This is a genomic window from Micromonospora marincola, from assembly GCF_056150385.1.
In genome coordinates this window covers 511,547-526,415 of the sequence record NZ_JAXCFT010000003.1, presented here as the reverse complement: position 1 = coordinate 526,415, position 14,869 = coordinate 511,547, and the positions used below count along the sequence as shown (strand labels likewise).

At 74.6% G+C, this 14,869-nt stretch carries 15 protein-coding genes and 1 pseudogene; 9 read left to right on the top strand and 7 right to left on the bottom strand.

Features of this window, described 5'->3' with window-relative positions:
• The first annotated feature begins 39 nt into the window (after positions 1-39).
• Entirely contained in the window at positions 40-2,136 is a 2,097-nt protein-coding gene (locus SM450_RS10810; protein ID WP_474619561.1) for an APC family permease, read from the top strand.
• 188 nt (positions 2,137-2,324) lie between these two features.
• Here the strand turns inward: SM450_RS10810 and SM450_RS10805 are convergent, their stop codons facing one another.
• The 7 genes and pseudogenes from SM450_RS10805 to SM450_RS10775 form a co-directional block, all read right to left on the bottom strand.
• Entirely contained in the window at positions 2,325-2,531 is a 207-nt protein-coding gene (locus SM450_RS10805) for a hypothetical protein (protein ID WP_281588914.1), read from the bottom strand.
• A 120-nt stretch (positions 2,532-2,651) separates the two neighbouring features.
• Complete coding sequence (locus tag SM450_RS10800; RefSeq protein WP_474619658.1) at positions 2,652-2,972, bottom strand: hypothetical protein; 321 nt, start codon at positions 2,970-2,972, stop codon at positions 2,652-2,654.
• Positions 2,973-3,039: 67 nt separating this feature from the next.
• Positions 3,040-3,465: pseudogene (locus tag SM450_RS10795) on the bottom strand (low temperature requirement protein A); the annotation flags it as partial.
• A 110-nt stretch (positions 3,466-3,575) separates the two neighbouring features.
• Complete coding sequence (locus SM450_RS10790) at positions 3,576-3,830, bottom strand: low temperature requirement protein A (RefSeq protein ID WP_474619560.1); 255 nt, start codon at positions 3,828-3,830, stop codon at positions 3,576-3,578.
• Between the two features lie 180 nt (positions 3,831-4,010).
• Complete coding sequence (locus SM450_RS10785) at positions 4,011-4,973, bottom strand: helix-hairpin-helix domain-containing protein (RefSeq protein WP_474619559.1); 963 nt, start codon at positions 4,971-4,973, stop codon at positions 4,011-4,013.
• A 372-nt stretch (positions 4,974-5,345) separates the two neighbouring features.
• Positions 5,346-5,690, bottom strand: a complete 345-nt coding sequence (locus SM450_RS10780; protein WP_474619558.1) for a TcmI family type II polyketide cyclase — start codon at positions 5,688-5,690, stop codon at positions 5,346-5,348.
• A gap of 96 nt (positions 5,691-5,786) precedes the next feature.
• The gene (locus SM450_RS10775) at positions 5,787-6,629 is read right to left on the bottom strand and encodes an AfsR/SARP family transcriptional regulator (RefSeq protein WP_474619557.1); all 843 of its coding nucleotides are present in this window, start codon (positions 6,627-6,629) and stop codon (positions 5,787-5,789) included.
• A 352-nt stretch (positions 6,630-6,981) separates the two neighbouring features.
• Here SM450_RS10775 and SM450_RS10770 point away from each other — a divergent pair, with 352 nt between their 5' ends.
• From SM450_RS10770 to SM450_RS10735, 8 genes are read left to right on the top strand one after another with little or no spacing between them, the layout of a single operon-like run.
• Complete coding sequence (locus SM450_RS10770) at positions 6,982-7,314, top strand: TcmI family type II polyketide cyclase (RefSeq protein ID WP_474619556.1); 333 nt, start codon at positions 6,982-6,984, stop codon at positions 7,312-7,314.
• Positions 7,311-9,068 (top strand): acetyl-CoA carboxylase carboxyltransferase subunit alpha, encoded by a 1,758-nt coding sequence (locus tag SM450_RS10765; protein ID WP_474619555.1) that lies wholly within the window; start codon positions 7,311-7,313, stop codon positions 9,066-9,068. Before SM450_RS10770 ends, SM450_RS10765 begins: the two co-directional genes overlap by 4 nt.
• Positions 9,068-9,547 carry an acetyl-CoA carboxylase biotin carboxyl carrier protein gene (locus SM450_RS10760; protein WP_474619554.1) on the top strand — a complete coding sequence of 160 codons (480 nt, stop codon included), beginning with the start codon at positions 9,068-9,070 and terminating at the stop codon, positions 9,545-9,547. Before SM450_RS10765 ends, SM450_RS10760 begins: the two co-directional genes overlap by 1 nt.
• The gene (locus SM450_RS10755; RefSeq protein WP_474619553.1) at positions 9,547-11,064 is read left to right on the top strand and encodes an acetyl-CoA carboxylase biotin carboxylase subunit; all 1,518 of its coding nucleotides are present in this window, start codon (positions 9,547-9,549) and stop codon (positions 11,062-11,064) included. Before SM450_RS10760 ends, SM450_RS10755 begins: the two co-directional genes overlap by 1 nt.
• Positions 11,061-11,756 (top strand): SRPBCC family protein, encoded by a 696-nt coding sequence (locus tag SM450_RS10750; RefSeq protein WP_474619552.1) that lies wholly within the window; start codon positions 11,061-11,063, stop codon positions 11,754-11,756. Before SM450_RS10755 ends, SM450_RS10750 begins: the two co-directional genes overlap by 4 nt.
• The gene (locus SM450_RS10745; RefSeq protein ID WP_474619551.1) at positions 11,753-12,163 is read left to right on the top strand and encodes a cupin domain-containing protein; all 411 of its coding nucleotides are present in this window, start codon (positions 11,753-11,755) and stop codon (positions 12,161-12,163) included. Before SM450_RS10750 ends, SM450_RS10745 begins: the two co-directional genes overlap by 4 nt.
• The gene (locus SM450_RS10740) at positions 12,160-13,431 is read left to right on the top strand and encodes a beta-ketoacyl-[acyl-carrier-protein] synthase family protein (RefSeq protein WP_474619550.1); all 1,272 of its coding nucleotides are present in this window, start codon (positions 12,160-12,162) and stop codon (positions 13,429-13,431) included. The genes SM450_RS10745 and SM450_RS10740 overlap by 4 nt, the downstream gene beginning before the upstream one ends.
• Positions 13,428-14,693: a beta-ketoacyl synthase N-terminal-like domain-containing protein gene (locus SM450_RS10735; RefSeq protein ID WP_474619549.1), complete on the top strand. Its 1,266-nt coding sequence runs from the start codon at positions 13,428-13,430 to the stop codon at positions 14,691-14,693. Before SM450_RS10740 ends, SM450_RS10735 begins: the two co-directional genes overlap by 4 nt.
• Positions 14,694-14,869 lie beyond the last annotated feature (176 nt).

Genomic DNA, 14,869 nt, shown 5'->3' with positions numbered 1-14,869 from the left:
CCGGCGGGGCGTGACCCGGGCACCGCCTACCGTCGGGTCATGGCGCAGGCACGGGACGGGGAGCAGCCCCGGCGTACGCGGGACCGGCGCCGCGAGGCGCACGCCGCCGCCGCGGCCCGGGCCGGTCAGCACGCCGAGCCCGGTGAGCGGGCCGGCCGTGCCCCGGGCGCCCTGCCGGAGCGGGTGGACACGCCGGCCCGGCCCGCGGCGCCGGCCGACCGGCTGCACCGGTGGCTGTTCCAGCACCGGGTCGAGCCGGTCGGCCCGGAGGTACGGGAACACCAGGCCCGGGCCCACCCCTGGTGGCAGGTGATGTGCCTGACCGGCGTCGACTACTTCTCCACCCTGTCCTACCTGCCCGGCATCGCCGCCGTCGCGGCCGGCGCGCTCAGCCCGCTGGCGACCCTGCTGATCGTGGCGCTCACCCTCTTCGGGATGCTGCCGATGTATCGGCGGGTGGCCCGGGAGAGCCCGCACGGGCAGGGCTCGGTGGCCATGCTGGAACGGCTGCTGCCGTTCTGGCGCGGCAAGGTATTCGTGCTTGTGCTGCTCGGCTTCGTGGCCACCTCGTGGATCATCACGATCACGCTCTCCGCCGCCGACGCCACCGTGCACCTGCTGGAGAACCCGGTCCTGCCCGCGTCGTTCCCGCACGGCGCCACCGCCGCAGTGCTGGTGACCGTGGTGTTGCTGCTGGTCCTCGGCGGCGTGTTCCTGCTCGGGTTCAGCGAGGCCGTGCAGGTCGCCATCCCGCTTGTGGTGGTCTTCCTCGGGTTGAACGCGGTGGTGGTGGTCGCCGGTCTCGCCGAGATCGCCGCGGCCCCCGGGCTGCTCGCCGACTGGACCGGCCGGCTGACCCGGGTCGGCGGCGCCGGCGACGTGCTTGCCACGAGCGTGCTCGCCTTCCCGCTGCTGGTGCTGGGCCTGTCCGGCTTCGAGACCGGGGTGAGCATGATGCCGCTGGTGCGGGGCCACGGCGAGGACCCGGAGCGCCGGCTGGCCGCCCGGATCCGGAGCACCCGGCGGCTGCTCACCACCGCCGCGCTGATCATGTCGGTGTACCTGGTCACCACCACGTTCGTCACCACCGTGCTGATCCCGCCCGCGGCGTTCGCTCCCGGTGGGGCGGCGAACGGACGGGCGCTGGCGTTCCTCGCGCACCAGCACCTGGGCGAGGCGTTCGGCACCGTCTACGACATCAGCAGCGTGCTCATCCTCTGGTTCGCCGGCGCCTCGGCGATGGCCGGTCTGATCAACATCGTGCCGCGCTACCTGCCCGCGTACGGGATGGCGCCGGAGTGGGGACGCGCGGTCCGCCCGGTCGTGCTCGTCTACACCGCGATCAGCATCGCCATCACTGTCGCGTTCTCCGCCGACGTGAACGCCCAGGCCGGCGCGTACGCCACAGGCATCCTGGCGATGATGGTGTCCGGCGCGATCGCGGTGACCATCTCGGCGCTGCGCGGCCGGCACCGGGCCGCCGCGACCGGGTTCGCGGTGCTCACCGTCGTGCTGTTGTACGCGCTCGCGGAGAACGTCGTGGCGAAGCCCGACGGCATCACCATCTCCGGCTTCTTCATCGCCGGGATCATCGCGGTCTCGCTGATCTCCCGGGTCACCCGGACCACCGAGCTGCGCGCCGAGCGGATCGAGTTCGACGGGCCGGCCCGGCGGTTCGTCGACGAGTCCGTCGCCCGGGACGGGCGGCTGCACCTGATCGCCAACAAGCGGCAGGGCGGATCGGTGAAGGAGTACCGGGTCAAGGAGCGGGCGCAGCGGTCGATGAATCCGGTGCCCGGCGCCGCCGACGTGATCTTCCTGGAGATCGACGTGAGCGACCCGTCGCAGTTCAGCCAGGTGCTGCGGGTGCACGGGGTGGAGGTCGGCGGGCACCGCATCCTGCGTGCCGGCAGCCCGGCCGCGCCGAACGCGATCGCCGCCATCCTGCTCGCGCTGCGCGACGCCACCGGAGTGCGCCCGCACTGCCACTTCGAGTGGTCGGAGGGCAACCCGATCGCGCACCTGCTGCGCTACCTGATCCTGGGCCGCGGCGACACCCCGCCGGTGGTCCGCGAGATCATCCGCAAGTCCGAGCCCGATCGCACCCGGCGGCCCGGCATCCACGTCGGCGGCTGAGGTGCAAGGCGGGGGCCCCGGTTAACGCATTCGGTAGAGGAGGGGGCCCCGCTTAACACCCGGCCCACACCCGTAACCCAGCCTCCTAGGATGGCGTAGGGATGGTGACGGTGGGTGCCACAGACACAAACCGGTCCGCGCCCGCCGGGGAGGGCGGGCGCGGACCGGGGGAGCGCGGCTGAGGCGGCCTACTTGGACGGCTCGGGAAGCTTGCAGTCGATCTTCGGGTTGGCGCCGATGTAGTTGAGCGGGCCGGCCACGATGGTGACCAGGATCGTGCCGGCCTCCGCGCAGTTGGTCTCGTCATTGCCGTAGTAGCCGCGCTGCCCGGCGGCGATGGCGCCGATGATGAGCCAGATGACGACCAGGACGCCGAGTATCGAGGTGCCGCGCATCAGTTGCCTCCACTGGGGTTGTGGTGGATTCGAGGTGCAGGCCATGTACCCCGCGGGGGTTGTCCGTCAAACGGCGCGCGCCCGTGCCGCGCGGCCGATTCCGATTACCGGCGCGGTGGCTCAGTGCGGCGGCGCCGGCACCTCCGGTGGCCGGCCCCGGCTGCGCCTGTGGTCGGCGACGGCCACCCCGGCCAGCACCAGCAGGGCGCCGACGGCGGCGTACACCGGGGCGAGCCACGCCAGCGCCGGCGCGATGGTGAGCAGCGCCAGCACGCCGCCGGGGCGCGACCACGACACCCGGCTGAACACCTCGTACTCGAATGCGGCCCGACCGGCCAGGAACAGCGCCGGGCCCCCGAGGATGACCGCCAGCCAGGCCGGCGGGGTCTGCCCGGTCGGTGCCAGCAGCACCAGGTCGACGCCGGCCGCCGTGGTCACCACGCCGGCCCACCATCAGCAGATGGGTGTACGGCGCGGTGTTCAGGAACCGGCTCGGCTGGTTCGACCGCGCGATGGCGTCCGGCAGCAGTTCCCCGGACCGGTGACCGTAGATACGCCAGAGCAGCAGCGTGATGCCGAACGCGGTGGTGAACGCGGCGATGTTCTCCACCTCGGAGTGATGCGGGCTGAACACGGTGCCGGAGACCAGCACGGCGTCGCCGAGCGCGATGATGAAGAACTGCTGGTACCGCTCGGACAGATGCTCGGCGGTGACGTTGCGCTGGGCGTCCGGCACCGAGCCCAGCCCGGGCGCCGGATACGCCAGCCGGAAGCCCAGGTAGTCGATCGCCAGCGCCGCTGCCCAGAACCACATCCGGGCGATTCCGTGCGCGGCGACCGCCCCGACCAGCCAAGGCGCCGCCGACACCGCGAACCAGACGAAGATCCGGATGGCCCGGCGGCGGGTCTGCGGCTCGCGACGGACCGCCGGCATGAGGAACAGCCCGCGTCCGAGATGGATCGCGACGTAGCACCGAACGCCTCCGGGATGGCGGTGGTCATCAGCAGCGCGCCGAACATCGCCGACACCACAAGCAGCTTGATCTAGGCGCGCTGCGGATCGTAGAGGTCGGTGACCAGGGTGGTGATCGCCCAGGTCCACCAGATGGCCATCAGCATGATCAGGGACTGCGCGGCCCGTTCCCAGCCGACCTCGCCGACCAGGTAACGCGAGATCAGGGCGAGCGCCACCACGTAGACCAGGTCGAAGAAGAGTTCCAGCAGCGTCACCCGGCGTGGCGCCTCGGGATCGCGGACCGGCGGTCGCCGGCCGGCGGGCTCCGGCGTCGCGGTGGGCACGAGCTGCTCCTGCGGTGGCGGGATTCGGGCCGTCCCACCCCTTCAGCGACCGTAGCGACGCCCGTCCGCGTCCGTCGGCTTTCCGGTATTCCGCCGCGCCCGCCCTCTCGGTCGTGCCGCCTGGGAAAAGCGCCGGGCCGGTGGCGACCCCTGTCGCCACCGGCCCGGAGGCGGTACGGGCTACTCGGCGCTGGTCGGGAGCACCCGGTCGGCCTCGGATCGGGCGCCGGCCAGCACCCGCGCCTGCTGCGGCCAGGTGGCCAGGCCGGGCGCGGCGCGCAGGCCGGCGGCCTTCACGGTCTCCCGCAGCGCGGCCTCGTCCAGCTCGGCGAGCTGGTGGTAGGTGCGGATGCCGGCCTCCTGGAGGGCGGCGGCGAGCTTCGGCCCGACGCCCTGGATGCGGCGGAAGTCGTCCGGCGCGTCGTTCTCGGCCGAGGCCCGGGGCGCCGGCACGATCGGCGCGGCGGCCGGCGCGACGGCGGCCACGGTGGCCGGTGCCGGATCCGCGACCGCCGGAGACTGCGCCGGCTCGTCGACGACAGGTGCGGGCACGGCGTCCGCGGTGGCGGGCTCCGGCTCCGCGACGGCAGCGGGCTCCGGCGTGGCGGCGGCGGGCGCGGGAACGGTCTCCGGCTCCGAGGGCGTCGGCGCACCGCTGGTGCTGGCCGGATCCGCGGTCACGTCGGTCCGGCCCGGCTCCGCCGCCGCGATCGGTTCGTCCGCCAGGACCGGCTCGTTCGCCGCGATCGGTTCGTCCGCCAGCACCGGCTCGTTCGCCGCGACCGGCTCGTCCGCCGCGACCGGCTCCGTGGCGGGCGCCGGCTCGGGCTCGGCGGTGACGACGACCGGCTCGGTGTCGGCCGGGGTGGCGATGGCCGGCTCGCTGCCGGTGGCCGGGGCGGTGTCATCAGCGGTCGGGGCCGACTGGTCGGTGACGGCGGCCGGGGCCGGCGTCTCGTCGACCACCGCGGCCGGCTGCGGTTCGTCTACGGTGGCGGTTACCGCGGGGGCCGGGGCGGCGGCACCGTCCACAGTGGGGGCGGTGCCGGCGTCGGTCCGGCGTCCGCTCACCACCCAGCCGACACCCAGTCCGATGAGCAGGGCCAGGATCAAGAGCAGCCACTGCCCGAAGCTCGACGGCATGGCCAACCTCCTTCTATGTACGCGCACGACGGTCACGAGAAAGCTCGGGGCAGCTTCGCACACGTGCGCGCGGGACGACAGGCAGGTCGGCGGTGGGGCGGCGACGGTGGGACGGGCCGTGCCGGCCGGTGGTCGGAGGATGACCGTGGGTGGGGAGGGCGCCCCGGGACCTGGTCCCGTACACATTCCACCCACGCTGCCCCCAAGCCCACGACTGGAACGCCATGGGTGCATCAGCGCGCCGGAGACCCACCACGGCCGGACCAGACATCCGGCACAAGAGGCCGCCGTCGCACCAGAGGCCGCCGTCGCACCAGAGGCCGCCACTGCGCCAGAGGCCGCCGCCGCCCCGTCAGGTGACCGGGTCCCGGCTCAGCGGATCCGGTCGGGTGTGGGGGTGTCGGCGGAGTCCCAGCTGTAGAAGCAGCCGGCCACGGCGTCCCGGGGGGAGTGCCAGGTCGGCAGGTACGGCGAGGTGTGCGCGGACAGCCGCTCGTTGACACGTTCGTAGAGCGGATGGTCGCGCAGCTCGGCCGGATCGGGTACGACGTCGACGGTTTCCATCAGGTGGACACACAGGTCGTGCAGGTAGTAGAGCGACCGGTGCCGGATCCCGGTGAGCCGGGGCAACTCGGTCGCGTCGGACTCGGCGAAGATCTGCGCCACCCGGCCCTGCGCTCCCGGGACGATCCGGCTGACCACCAACAGTCGACTCATCGGAACCCCTTCCGCCGCGCTGCTGCCGCGTCGATCCCGGCCGGAGGGCGGCTGTCGTCGTGTGTCCACCGTGCCGGCGCGGGTGTCACCTCGCCGTCACGGCGTACCCCTGGGCATTGATGACGGCGGTGACGGCCGTGTCCCGCCGCGCGGGCGGGGGGTGGCGGCGGGCCGTGCGACGGGTTGCGGCGGGTCCGGGCGGCTGGCCCGGCGGATCGGCGCGAGCGTGTCGTCGAGCAGCGCGGTCATGGCCGGGGACGGTTCCAGGCGCAGCTCGCGCAGGAGGAGGTCCCGGTAGACGTAGAACGAGTGGACCGCCTCGAAGGCGTTGCCCTCGGCCAGGTGGATGCGGACGACCAGGCGGTGTGGCGTCTCGCGCAGCGGCTCGGCGGCCATCGCCTCCAGCGCGGCTTCGAGCGCCTCGCCGTGGCGGCCGGCGGCGAGGTGGTTGGCGGCGAGTTCCTCAAGCATGTGCAGGCGTAGCTGGCGCAGCCGTTCCCGTTCCAGCAGCACCCAGTCCTCGTACCAACCGGGGAGCAGGTCGTGCCGGCCGGCGCCGGTGGCGCCGCGGGGGGCCGCGCCGGCGCGGACCCGGGTGGCGGTCTCGACCAGCTCGTCGGTGTCGAGGTGGACGGTGGGGCCGAGGCGGATGGTGTCGCCGTCGGCGCGCAACGGGCAGCACGGGTCCTGGCGGAGTCGCCACAGCGCGGTACGCAGGGAGGACAGCGCCCGTTCCTCGGGCGTCTCGGGCCAGAGCAGGCCGGCGAGGTGACTGCGGGTGGCGGCCGGGCGCAGTCCGATGAGCGCGATGACCCGTTGCAGGCCGCGGGGCACCACCACCGGCACGCCGTCGTGCAGCAGTTGGAAACCGCCGAGCAGGCGTAGCGCCACCCGGGGGGCGGGATCTCCCGCCGTCGGCATTCCCGGTCCACCGGACACGGCGCACCCCCCTACGCCCCCGCCACGCCTCGCCGGACCTGCGCCGCGGTGGGGCCTACCGGAACGGAGAATATCAACGTCTGTTACTCTCAGTCAACGATCGATGACGCCGTTGGCCTTCCGTAACGGACTCGTAAGTCGCCCGTGATCTGCGAATAAGTGTCGTCAACCGGGCCGGCGGACGTGAGCCCTCACATAGCTCACGCACAGTTTGCGTCAACGCAGCGTCACCATTTTTGTGGGCCCATGGGCCCCGGTTGACGCCCGGGTGACGCCGCGAACGGCACCGTGACGTGATCCGCGCGGCGTGACCGGTCCGCCGCGCACCGGGACGTACCAGGGGAGGCCGCGGATGGACCGCTCGCTCATCGTCGCCAAGGTGGTGCCCACCGCCGAGGACCGGGTCGCCGAGATCTTCGCCGAGTCCGACGCGACCGAGCTGCCCGGCCTGGTCGGCGTGCGGCACCGGTCCCTCTACCGGCTGCACGACCTCTACGTGCACCTGCTGGAGACGGAGACGCCGGCCGAGGGCGCGGTGGAGGAGGCCCGCGGGCACCCCGAGTTCGTCCGGGTCAGCGAGCGGCTGCGCCCGTACATCTCGCCGTACCTGCCGACCTGGCGTTCGCCCCGCGACGCCATGGCCCGGTGCTTCTACCGGTACGACGCCTCCGGGCGGCGGCCATGACCACCACCGCGCCCCGGGACGAGCAACTCTGGTCGCGGTGCGACGGCTGCGCCTCGCTGCTCTACCGCAAGCGGCTGCGCCGCAACCTGGACGTCTGCCCGGAGTGCGGGGCACACGCCCGGCTGGACGCGCCGGACCGGGTGGCCCAACTTGTCGACCCGGACTCGTTCACCCCGCTGCCGGACCGGGCGGTCCGGGTCGACCCGATCGAGTTCGTCGACGCGCTGCCGTACCCGCACCGGCTCGGCGCGGCCCGTGCGAGCACCGGCCTGGACGAGGCGGTGGTCTGCGGCACCGCCCGGCTGGGCGGGCACCCGGTCGCGCTTGCGGTGATGGACTTCCGCTTCCTCGGCGGCAGCCTCGGCTGCGCGGTCGGTGAGCTGATCACCCGGACCGCCGAGCGGGCGCTCGCCGACGGCACCCCGCTGGTGCTTGTCACCGCCTCCGGCGGGGCACGGATGCAGGAGGGCGCGCTGTCGCTCATGCAGATGGCCACCGTCAGCCAGGCCCTGGCCGGGCTGCGCGAGGCGGGCCTGCTCACGGTCAGCGTGGTCACCGACCCCACGTACGGCGGGGTGGCCGCCTCGTTCGCCACCAACACCGACGTGGTGCTCGCCGAGAGCGGCGCCCGGCTGGGCTTCGCCGGCCCCCGGGTGATCCGCCAGGTCACCGGCGCGGCGTTGCCGGACGGTTTCCAGACCGCGGAGTACCTGCTCCGGCACGGGCAGGTCGACATGGTGGTGCCCCGGCACGCGTTGCGGGGGCGGTTGACCGCGCTGCTCGCCGCCGCCGAGGCCGGCCGGGCCCGGTCCACGGCCCGCCCGGCGCCGCGCCCGGCCGCCCCGCCGCCGGCCGGCCGGCCGGCAGGTGACCCCTGGGAGACGGTACGCACGGCCCGGCACCCGGGCCGACCGACCACGCTCGACTACCTGGAGACCGCGTTCGACGGCTTCGTCGAGCTGCACGGCGACCGGCTCGGCGCGGACTGTCCCGCGATCGTCGGCGGCGTCGCCCGGCTCGACGGCCGGCCGGTGATGGTGATCGGCCACCAGAAGGGCCACACCACCGCCGAGCTGGTGGCCCGCAACTTCGGCATGGCCAGCCCGGCCGGGCACCGCAAGGCGTTGCGGCTGATGCGGCTCGCGGCCCGGCTCCGGCTGCCAGTGGTGACGCTCGTGGACACGCCCGGCGCGGACCCGGGGGTGACCGCCGAGCAGCAGGGCCAGGCGACGGCGATCGCCGAGAACATCCTCGCGCTGAGCGTGCTGCCCACCCCGGTGGTCGCGGTGGTGACAGGCGAGGGCGGCAGCGGCGGCGCGCTCGCGCTCGCGGTCGCCGACCGGGTGCTCATGTTGGAGCACGCCGTCTACTCGGTGATCAGCCCGGAGGGCTGCGCCGCGATCCTCTGGCCGGACAGCTCCGCCGCCCCGCAGGCCGCCCGGGCGCTGCGGCTCACCGGCGCCGACCTGTGCCGGCTCGGCGTGGTCGACGAGCTGGTGCCGGAGCCGTACCCGGCCGCGCACGGCGACCCGGCGGGCGCGGCCGAACTGCTCGGCCGGGCGGTCGCGGCGAACCTCGCCCCGCTGCTCACGGTGCCGCCGGCCACGCTTGTGCGACGCCGCCGGCAGCGCTTCCGCCGCTTCGGCGCGGCCCGCGCCGCCGGCCCGTCCGGTGGGACCGCGCCGACCCGCGCCGCCGGCCCGTCGGGCGGGACCGATCAGGGCCGCGCCGACGGCCGGCCGGAGGTGGCGTGATGGCGGACGACGGGGCCGAACAGGTGCTGGACGGGCTGCGCCGGCAGGCCCACCAACTGGTCGCCGATCTGGCCGGGCCGGTACGCCGGCTGCGGCTGCGCAGTGGCGACGCGGCGCTGGAGGTGGAGTGGCACGACCCGGTGCCGCCCGCGCCGCGTACCGGGTCGGAACCGGCCGGCGAGCCGGTGGTGCCCGGCGGCGCGCAGGCGACGTCCACGGCGGACCGGCCGACGGTCCGGGCGCCCGTGGTGGGCACGTTCTACCGGGCCGCCGAGCCCGGGGCCGAGCCGTTCGTCTCCGTCGGTGACCTGGTCCGGCCGGGCCAGGTGATCGGCATCGTCGAGGCGATGAAGCTGATGAACGAGGTGACCGCCGGCCAGGCCGGTCGGGTGGTCGAGGTGCTGGTCTCCGACGGCAAGCCGGTCGAGTACGACCAGCCGCTGATCACCCTGGACCCGGTCACGGGACAGGACGGCTGATGTTCGACAAGGTGTTGATCGCCAACCGGGGTGAGATCGCGCTGCGGGTGCTGCGGGCGTGCCGGGAACTTGGCGTACGGACGGTGGTGGTGCACTCCAGCGCCGACGCCGACTCGCTGCCGGTGCGGCTCGCCGACGAGGCGGTGCGGATCGGCCCGGCGGCCAGCCGGCGCAGCTATCTCAACGCCGCGGCGATCGTCGAGGCGGCCCGGCAGACCGGCGCCCAGGCCGTGCACCCCGGTTACGGCTTCCTCTCCGAGGACGCCGACTTCGCCGAGATCTGCGCCGAGAACGGGCTTGTCTTCGTCGGCCCGCCGCCGCAGGTGATGGCCGCGCTCGCGGACAAGTCCACGGCCCGGGCGCTGATGAGCCGCGCCGGCCTGCCGCTGCCGCCGGGGAGCGTGCGGACGCTGCCGACCGTCACCGAGGCCCAGGAGGTGGCCGCCGAGGTCGGCTACCCGGTGATCGTCAAGGCCGCGGCCGGCGGGGGCGGGCGCGGGATGACTGTGGTGCGCTCCGCCGCCGAGCTGCCCCGCGCGTACGCCCGGACCCGTGCCGCCGCGCAGGTCGCCTTCGGCGACGACCGGGTGTACGTCGAGCGCTACCTCGCCGACGCCCGCCACGTGGAGGTGCAGGTGCTCTGCGACGGCGCGGGCAACGGCGTGCACCTGGGCACCCGGGACTGCTCGGTGCAGCGCCGGCACCAGAAGCTGGTCGAGGAGGCGCCGGCGCCCGCGCTGCGACAGGCCACCCTGGACACGCTCGCCGAGGTCGCCCTGCGCGGCGCGCTGTCGGTCGGCTTCACCGGCGTCGGCACCGTCGAGTTCCTTGTCGACGACGCGGAACGCGCCCACTTCCTGGAGATCAACTGCCGGATCCAGGTGGAGCACCCGGTCACCGAGATGGTCACCGGCGTCGACCTGGTGCGGGAGCAGTTGTACGTGGCCGCCGGCGTCCCGCTGCGCCTGCGGCAGTCCGACGTACGGCTGCACGGGGTGGCGATCGAGTGCCGGGTCAACGTGGAGGACCCGGACCGGGACTTCGCGCCCGCGCCCGGCCGGCTGGACCGGTTCCGGCCGCCCGGCGGCCCGTTCACCCGGGTCGACACGCACGGCCACGTCGGCTACCTGGTCAGCCCGCACTACGACTCCCTGCTCGCCAAGGTGGTGGCCTGGGCGCCGGACCGGGACGCCGCGCTGGACCGGCTCGACCGGGCGCTTGCCGAGTTCGACGTGGCCGGACCCGGGGTGCGCACCACCATCCCGTTCGCCCGGCGGGTGCTGCGTGACCCGGCGTTCCGGGCCGCCCGGCACACCACCGCCCTGGTCGAGCGCCTGCTCGCCCCACCCGCCGGAGCCGCCCCACCCGCCGGAGCCGCCCCGCCCGCCGACGCCGCCCCGCCCGCCGTGACGGTCCCGCCCGTGGTGCCCGATCCGCGCGCCGCGGCCGACCCGACCGGCCGTACCCCCGTTCCCGCCGTGCCCACCGCCGGCCCGACCACCTGGAGGAACCGATGACCCTCGCCCCCGACCGACCGCTTACCACCGAGATCACCGAGATCCTGGTGACGCGCTGCGGCCTGGACCCGGACGCCGCCGCCACCGCGCCGGCGGCCAGCCTGGAGGAACTGGGCATGGACTCGCTGGCGCTGCTGGAACTCGCCGCGGTGGTCGCCGACAGGTGGCGGGTGAAGATCCCCGAGCAGGCCGGCGCGCTCAGCATCGCCGGCGTCGCCGACCTGGTCGCCCGCCGCGCCGACCCGCCCGGCCACACCGAGAACGCGGTGGACATCGCCGCGCCGCTGCCGCTGGTCTGGGAGATCACCAACGACGTGGCCGGGTGGACCGACCTGTTCACCGAGTACGCGGTGGCCGAGATCCTGCACCGCGACGGCGACACGGTCCGCTTCCGGCTCACCATGCACCCGGACGAGAACGGGGTGGCGTGGAGCTGGGTCAGCGAACGCACCGCCGACCCGGTCACCCGGGAGGTGCACGCCCGGCGGGTGGAGACCGGGCCGTTCGAGTACATGCGCATCCACTGGCGCTACGAGGAGATCCCCGGCGGCACCCGGATGACCTGGACCCAGGACTTCGCCATGAAGCCCACCGCGCCGCTCGACAACGCCGGCATGACCGCGCGGATCAACACCAACAGCGCGATCCAGCTCGCCGTGATCAAGGAGAAGATCGAGGGGATCGCGCGATGACCGACACCACCACGGCCCGGGTCTCCGTCCACGACGTCCCGGCCGACCGGCGGCGCGGCGGCGAGCTGCGGGTGCTGCTCGGCCCGAAGACCGTGGGCAGCACCTCCGGCTTCATGGGGGTGGCCACGCTCGGCCCGGGGGAGCGGATCGCCGAGCACTACCACCCGTACAGCGAGGAGTTCCTCTACGTCGCCCGCGGCGCGATCACCGTGGACCTGGACGACAAGCCGGTGCCGGTGGCCGCCGGCGAGGCGCTCTACGTGCCGAAGGACGTGCGGCACCGGCTGCGCAATACCGGCGACGAGCCGGCCGAGGTGGTGTTCCACCTCGGGCCGCTGGCGCCGCGCCCGGAACTCGGCCACGTCGACACCGAGAGCGCCGCCCCACCGCCACGGGAGCCGTCGTGACCGGCCGGCGCACGGTGGTCACAGGCGTCGGCGTGGTGGCGCCCGGCGGCGCCACCCGGGACCGGTTCTGGAAGACGATCACCGAGGGGCGCACGGCCACCCGCCGGATCAGCTTCTTCGACCCGTCGCCGTTCCGCTCGCAGATCGCCGCCGAGTGCGACTTCGACCCCGACGCCGCCGGGATCACGCTCGCCGAACGGCAGCGCGCCGACAGGTACGTGCAGTTCGCGCTCGCCTGCTCCGCCGAGGCGCTCGCCGACAGCGGGCTGACCCTCACCGACGCCGAGCGGGAGCGGGCCGGCGTGGTGCTCGGCACCGCCGTCGGCGGCACCATGGCGCTGGAGCAGGAGTACGTCCGGGTCAGCGACTCCGGCCGGCACTGGCTTGTCGACCACACCCTCGGCGGGCCGTACCTCTACCAGGCGCTGGTGCCCAGCAGCCTGGCCGCGGACGTGGCCTGCCGGCACGGCCTGCACGGCCCGGCCCAGGTCGTCTCCACCGGCTGCACCTCCGGCATCGACGCGATCGGGTACGCCCACCAGCTCGTCGCCGACGGCGAGGCCGACATCGTGCTGGCCGGTGCCGCCGACTCGCCGATCTCCCCGGTCACCGTCGCCTCGTTCGACGCGATCGGGGCCACCAGCCCGGACAACGACGACCCGGAGCACGCCTCCCGGCCGTTCGACGCCGACCGGCACGGCTTCGTGCTCGCCGAGGGCGCCGCGGTGCTGGTGCTTGAGGAGGCCGAACACGCCCGCCGCCGGGGCGCGCACGTCTACTGCGAGGTCGCCGGCTACGCCAGCCGCAGCAACGGCTTCCACATGACCGGGTTGCGCCCGGACGGCGCCGAGATGGCGGTGGCCATCACCGACGCGCTGCGCCAGGCCCGGCTCGCCCCGTCGGCCGTGTCGTACGTCAGCGCGCACGGCTCCGGCACCCGGCAGAACGACAGGCACGAGACCGCGGCGTTCAAGCGTGCGCTCGGCCCGGCCGCGTACCGGGTGCCGATCAGCTCGATCAAGTCGATGGTGGGGCACTCGCTCGGCGCCATCGGCTCGATCGAGATGGCCGCCTGCGCCATGGCCATCGAGTACGGCGTCGTCCCGCCCACGGCCAACTGGGCCACCCGGGACCCGGAGTGCGACCTGGACTACGTGCCGAACGAGGCGCGGGAGGTGCCGGTGGACGTGGCGCTCTCGGTGGGCAGCGGGTTCGGCGGCTTCCAGTCCGCGATGGTGTTCCGCCGGCTGGCGGTGGCACCGGCATGACGGCGCGGGCGGTGGTGACCGGCATCGGCGTGGTCGCGCCGAGCGGCGTCGGCGCGGACGCGCACTGGGCGACAGTGCTCGCCGGCGCCCGGCGCACCGGCCCGATCACGCTGTTCGACCCGGCGTCCTACCCGACCGGGGTGGCCGGCGAGGTGGCCGACTTCGACCCGGCCGGGTTCGTCGGCGCGCGGCAGCGGGTGCAGACCGACCGCTGGACCCACCTCGGGTTCGCCGCCACCCGGCTGGCGCTCGCCGATGCCGGCCTGCCGGAGGAGTCGCCCGACCCGTACCGCTGGGCGGTGACGCTCGCCAGTTCCTCAGGTGGCAACCTGTTCGGGCAGCGGGAGCTGCAACGGCTGTGGGGCGGGCCGACCCGCACCGTCGGGGCGTACCAGTCGATCGCCTGGTTCTACGCCGCGAGCGTCGGGCAGTTGTCGATCCGCCACCAGTTCAAGGGCCCGTCCGGGGTCACCGTGTCCGAGTCGGCCGGCGGGTTGGACAGCCTCGCGCACGCGGTGCGTACCGTCCGGCGGGGCACTCCGGTGGTGGTCGCCGGGGCCACCGAGTGCCCGCTGAGCCCGTACGCGCTTGCCTGCCAGCTCCGCTCCGGGCTGCTCAGCGACGTCGCCGACCCGGCCCGCGCGTACCTGCCGTTCGACGCCGCGGCCAGCGGTTACGTGCCGGCCGAGGGCGGCGCGGTGTTCGTGGTGGAGGAGCTGGGGCACGCGCTCACGCGGGGCGCCCGGATCTACGGGGAGATCACCGGCTGGGCGGCCACCCACGACGCCGCCCCCACCGATCCGGAGGAGGGGCCGGACCCGACCCACTACGCCCGCGCGCTGCGGTTGGCCCTGGACCGGGCCGCGGTCCGCCCGCACGACGTGGACGTGATCTGGCCGGACGCGCTCGGCGTGCCGGCGTACGACCGGGCCGAGGCGACCGCGTTGCGGGCGGTGTTCGGCGACCGGACCCCGCCGGTGACCACGCAGAAGCCGCTTACCGGCCGGGCCCACCAGGGCGGGTCGGCGTTGGACGCGGCCACCGCGCTGCTCGCGTTCCAGCGGGACGTGCTGCCGGTCTCCGCCGGCCCGGACGTCCCGGCGCCCGGGTGCGAGCTGACGTTCCTGCGGGAACCCCGCCGGCCGCGCAGCCGGATCGCGCTTGTCGGGGCGCGTGGCTTCGACGGGTTCAACAGCGCGCTTGTGCTGCGCGGCGCCGCGCCCCCGCCAGCCGTCGCGCCCCCGCCGTCCGCCGAACGCTGAGTCGGCCGGCCGAAACGCCGAGCGGGGCAGCCGAAACGCCATGCCGGGCGGCCCGGCTGAACGCACCGGCGCTCGCGCAGGGCGGCGCGGCCGGCGGGCCACCAAGCCGGCGTGCGCCCGATCCTTCCTGTCCGATCGATCCTGGGCAATCCACCCAGCCGCTGTTTTGGATCTAG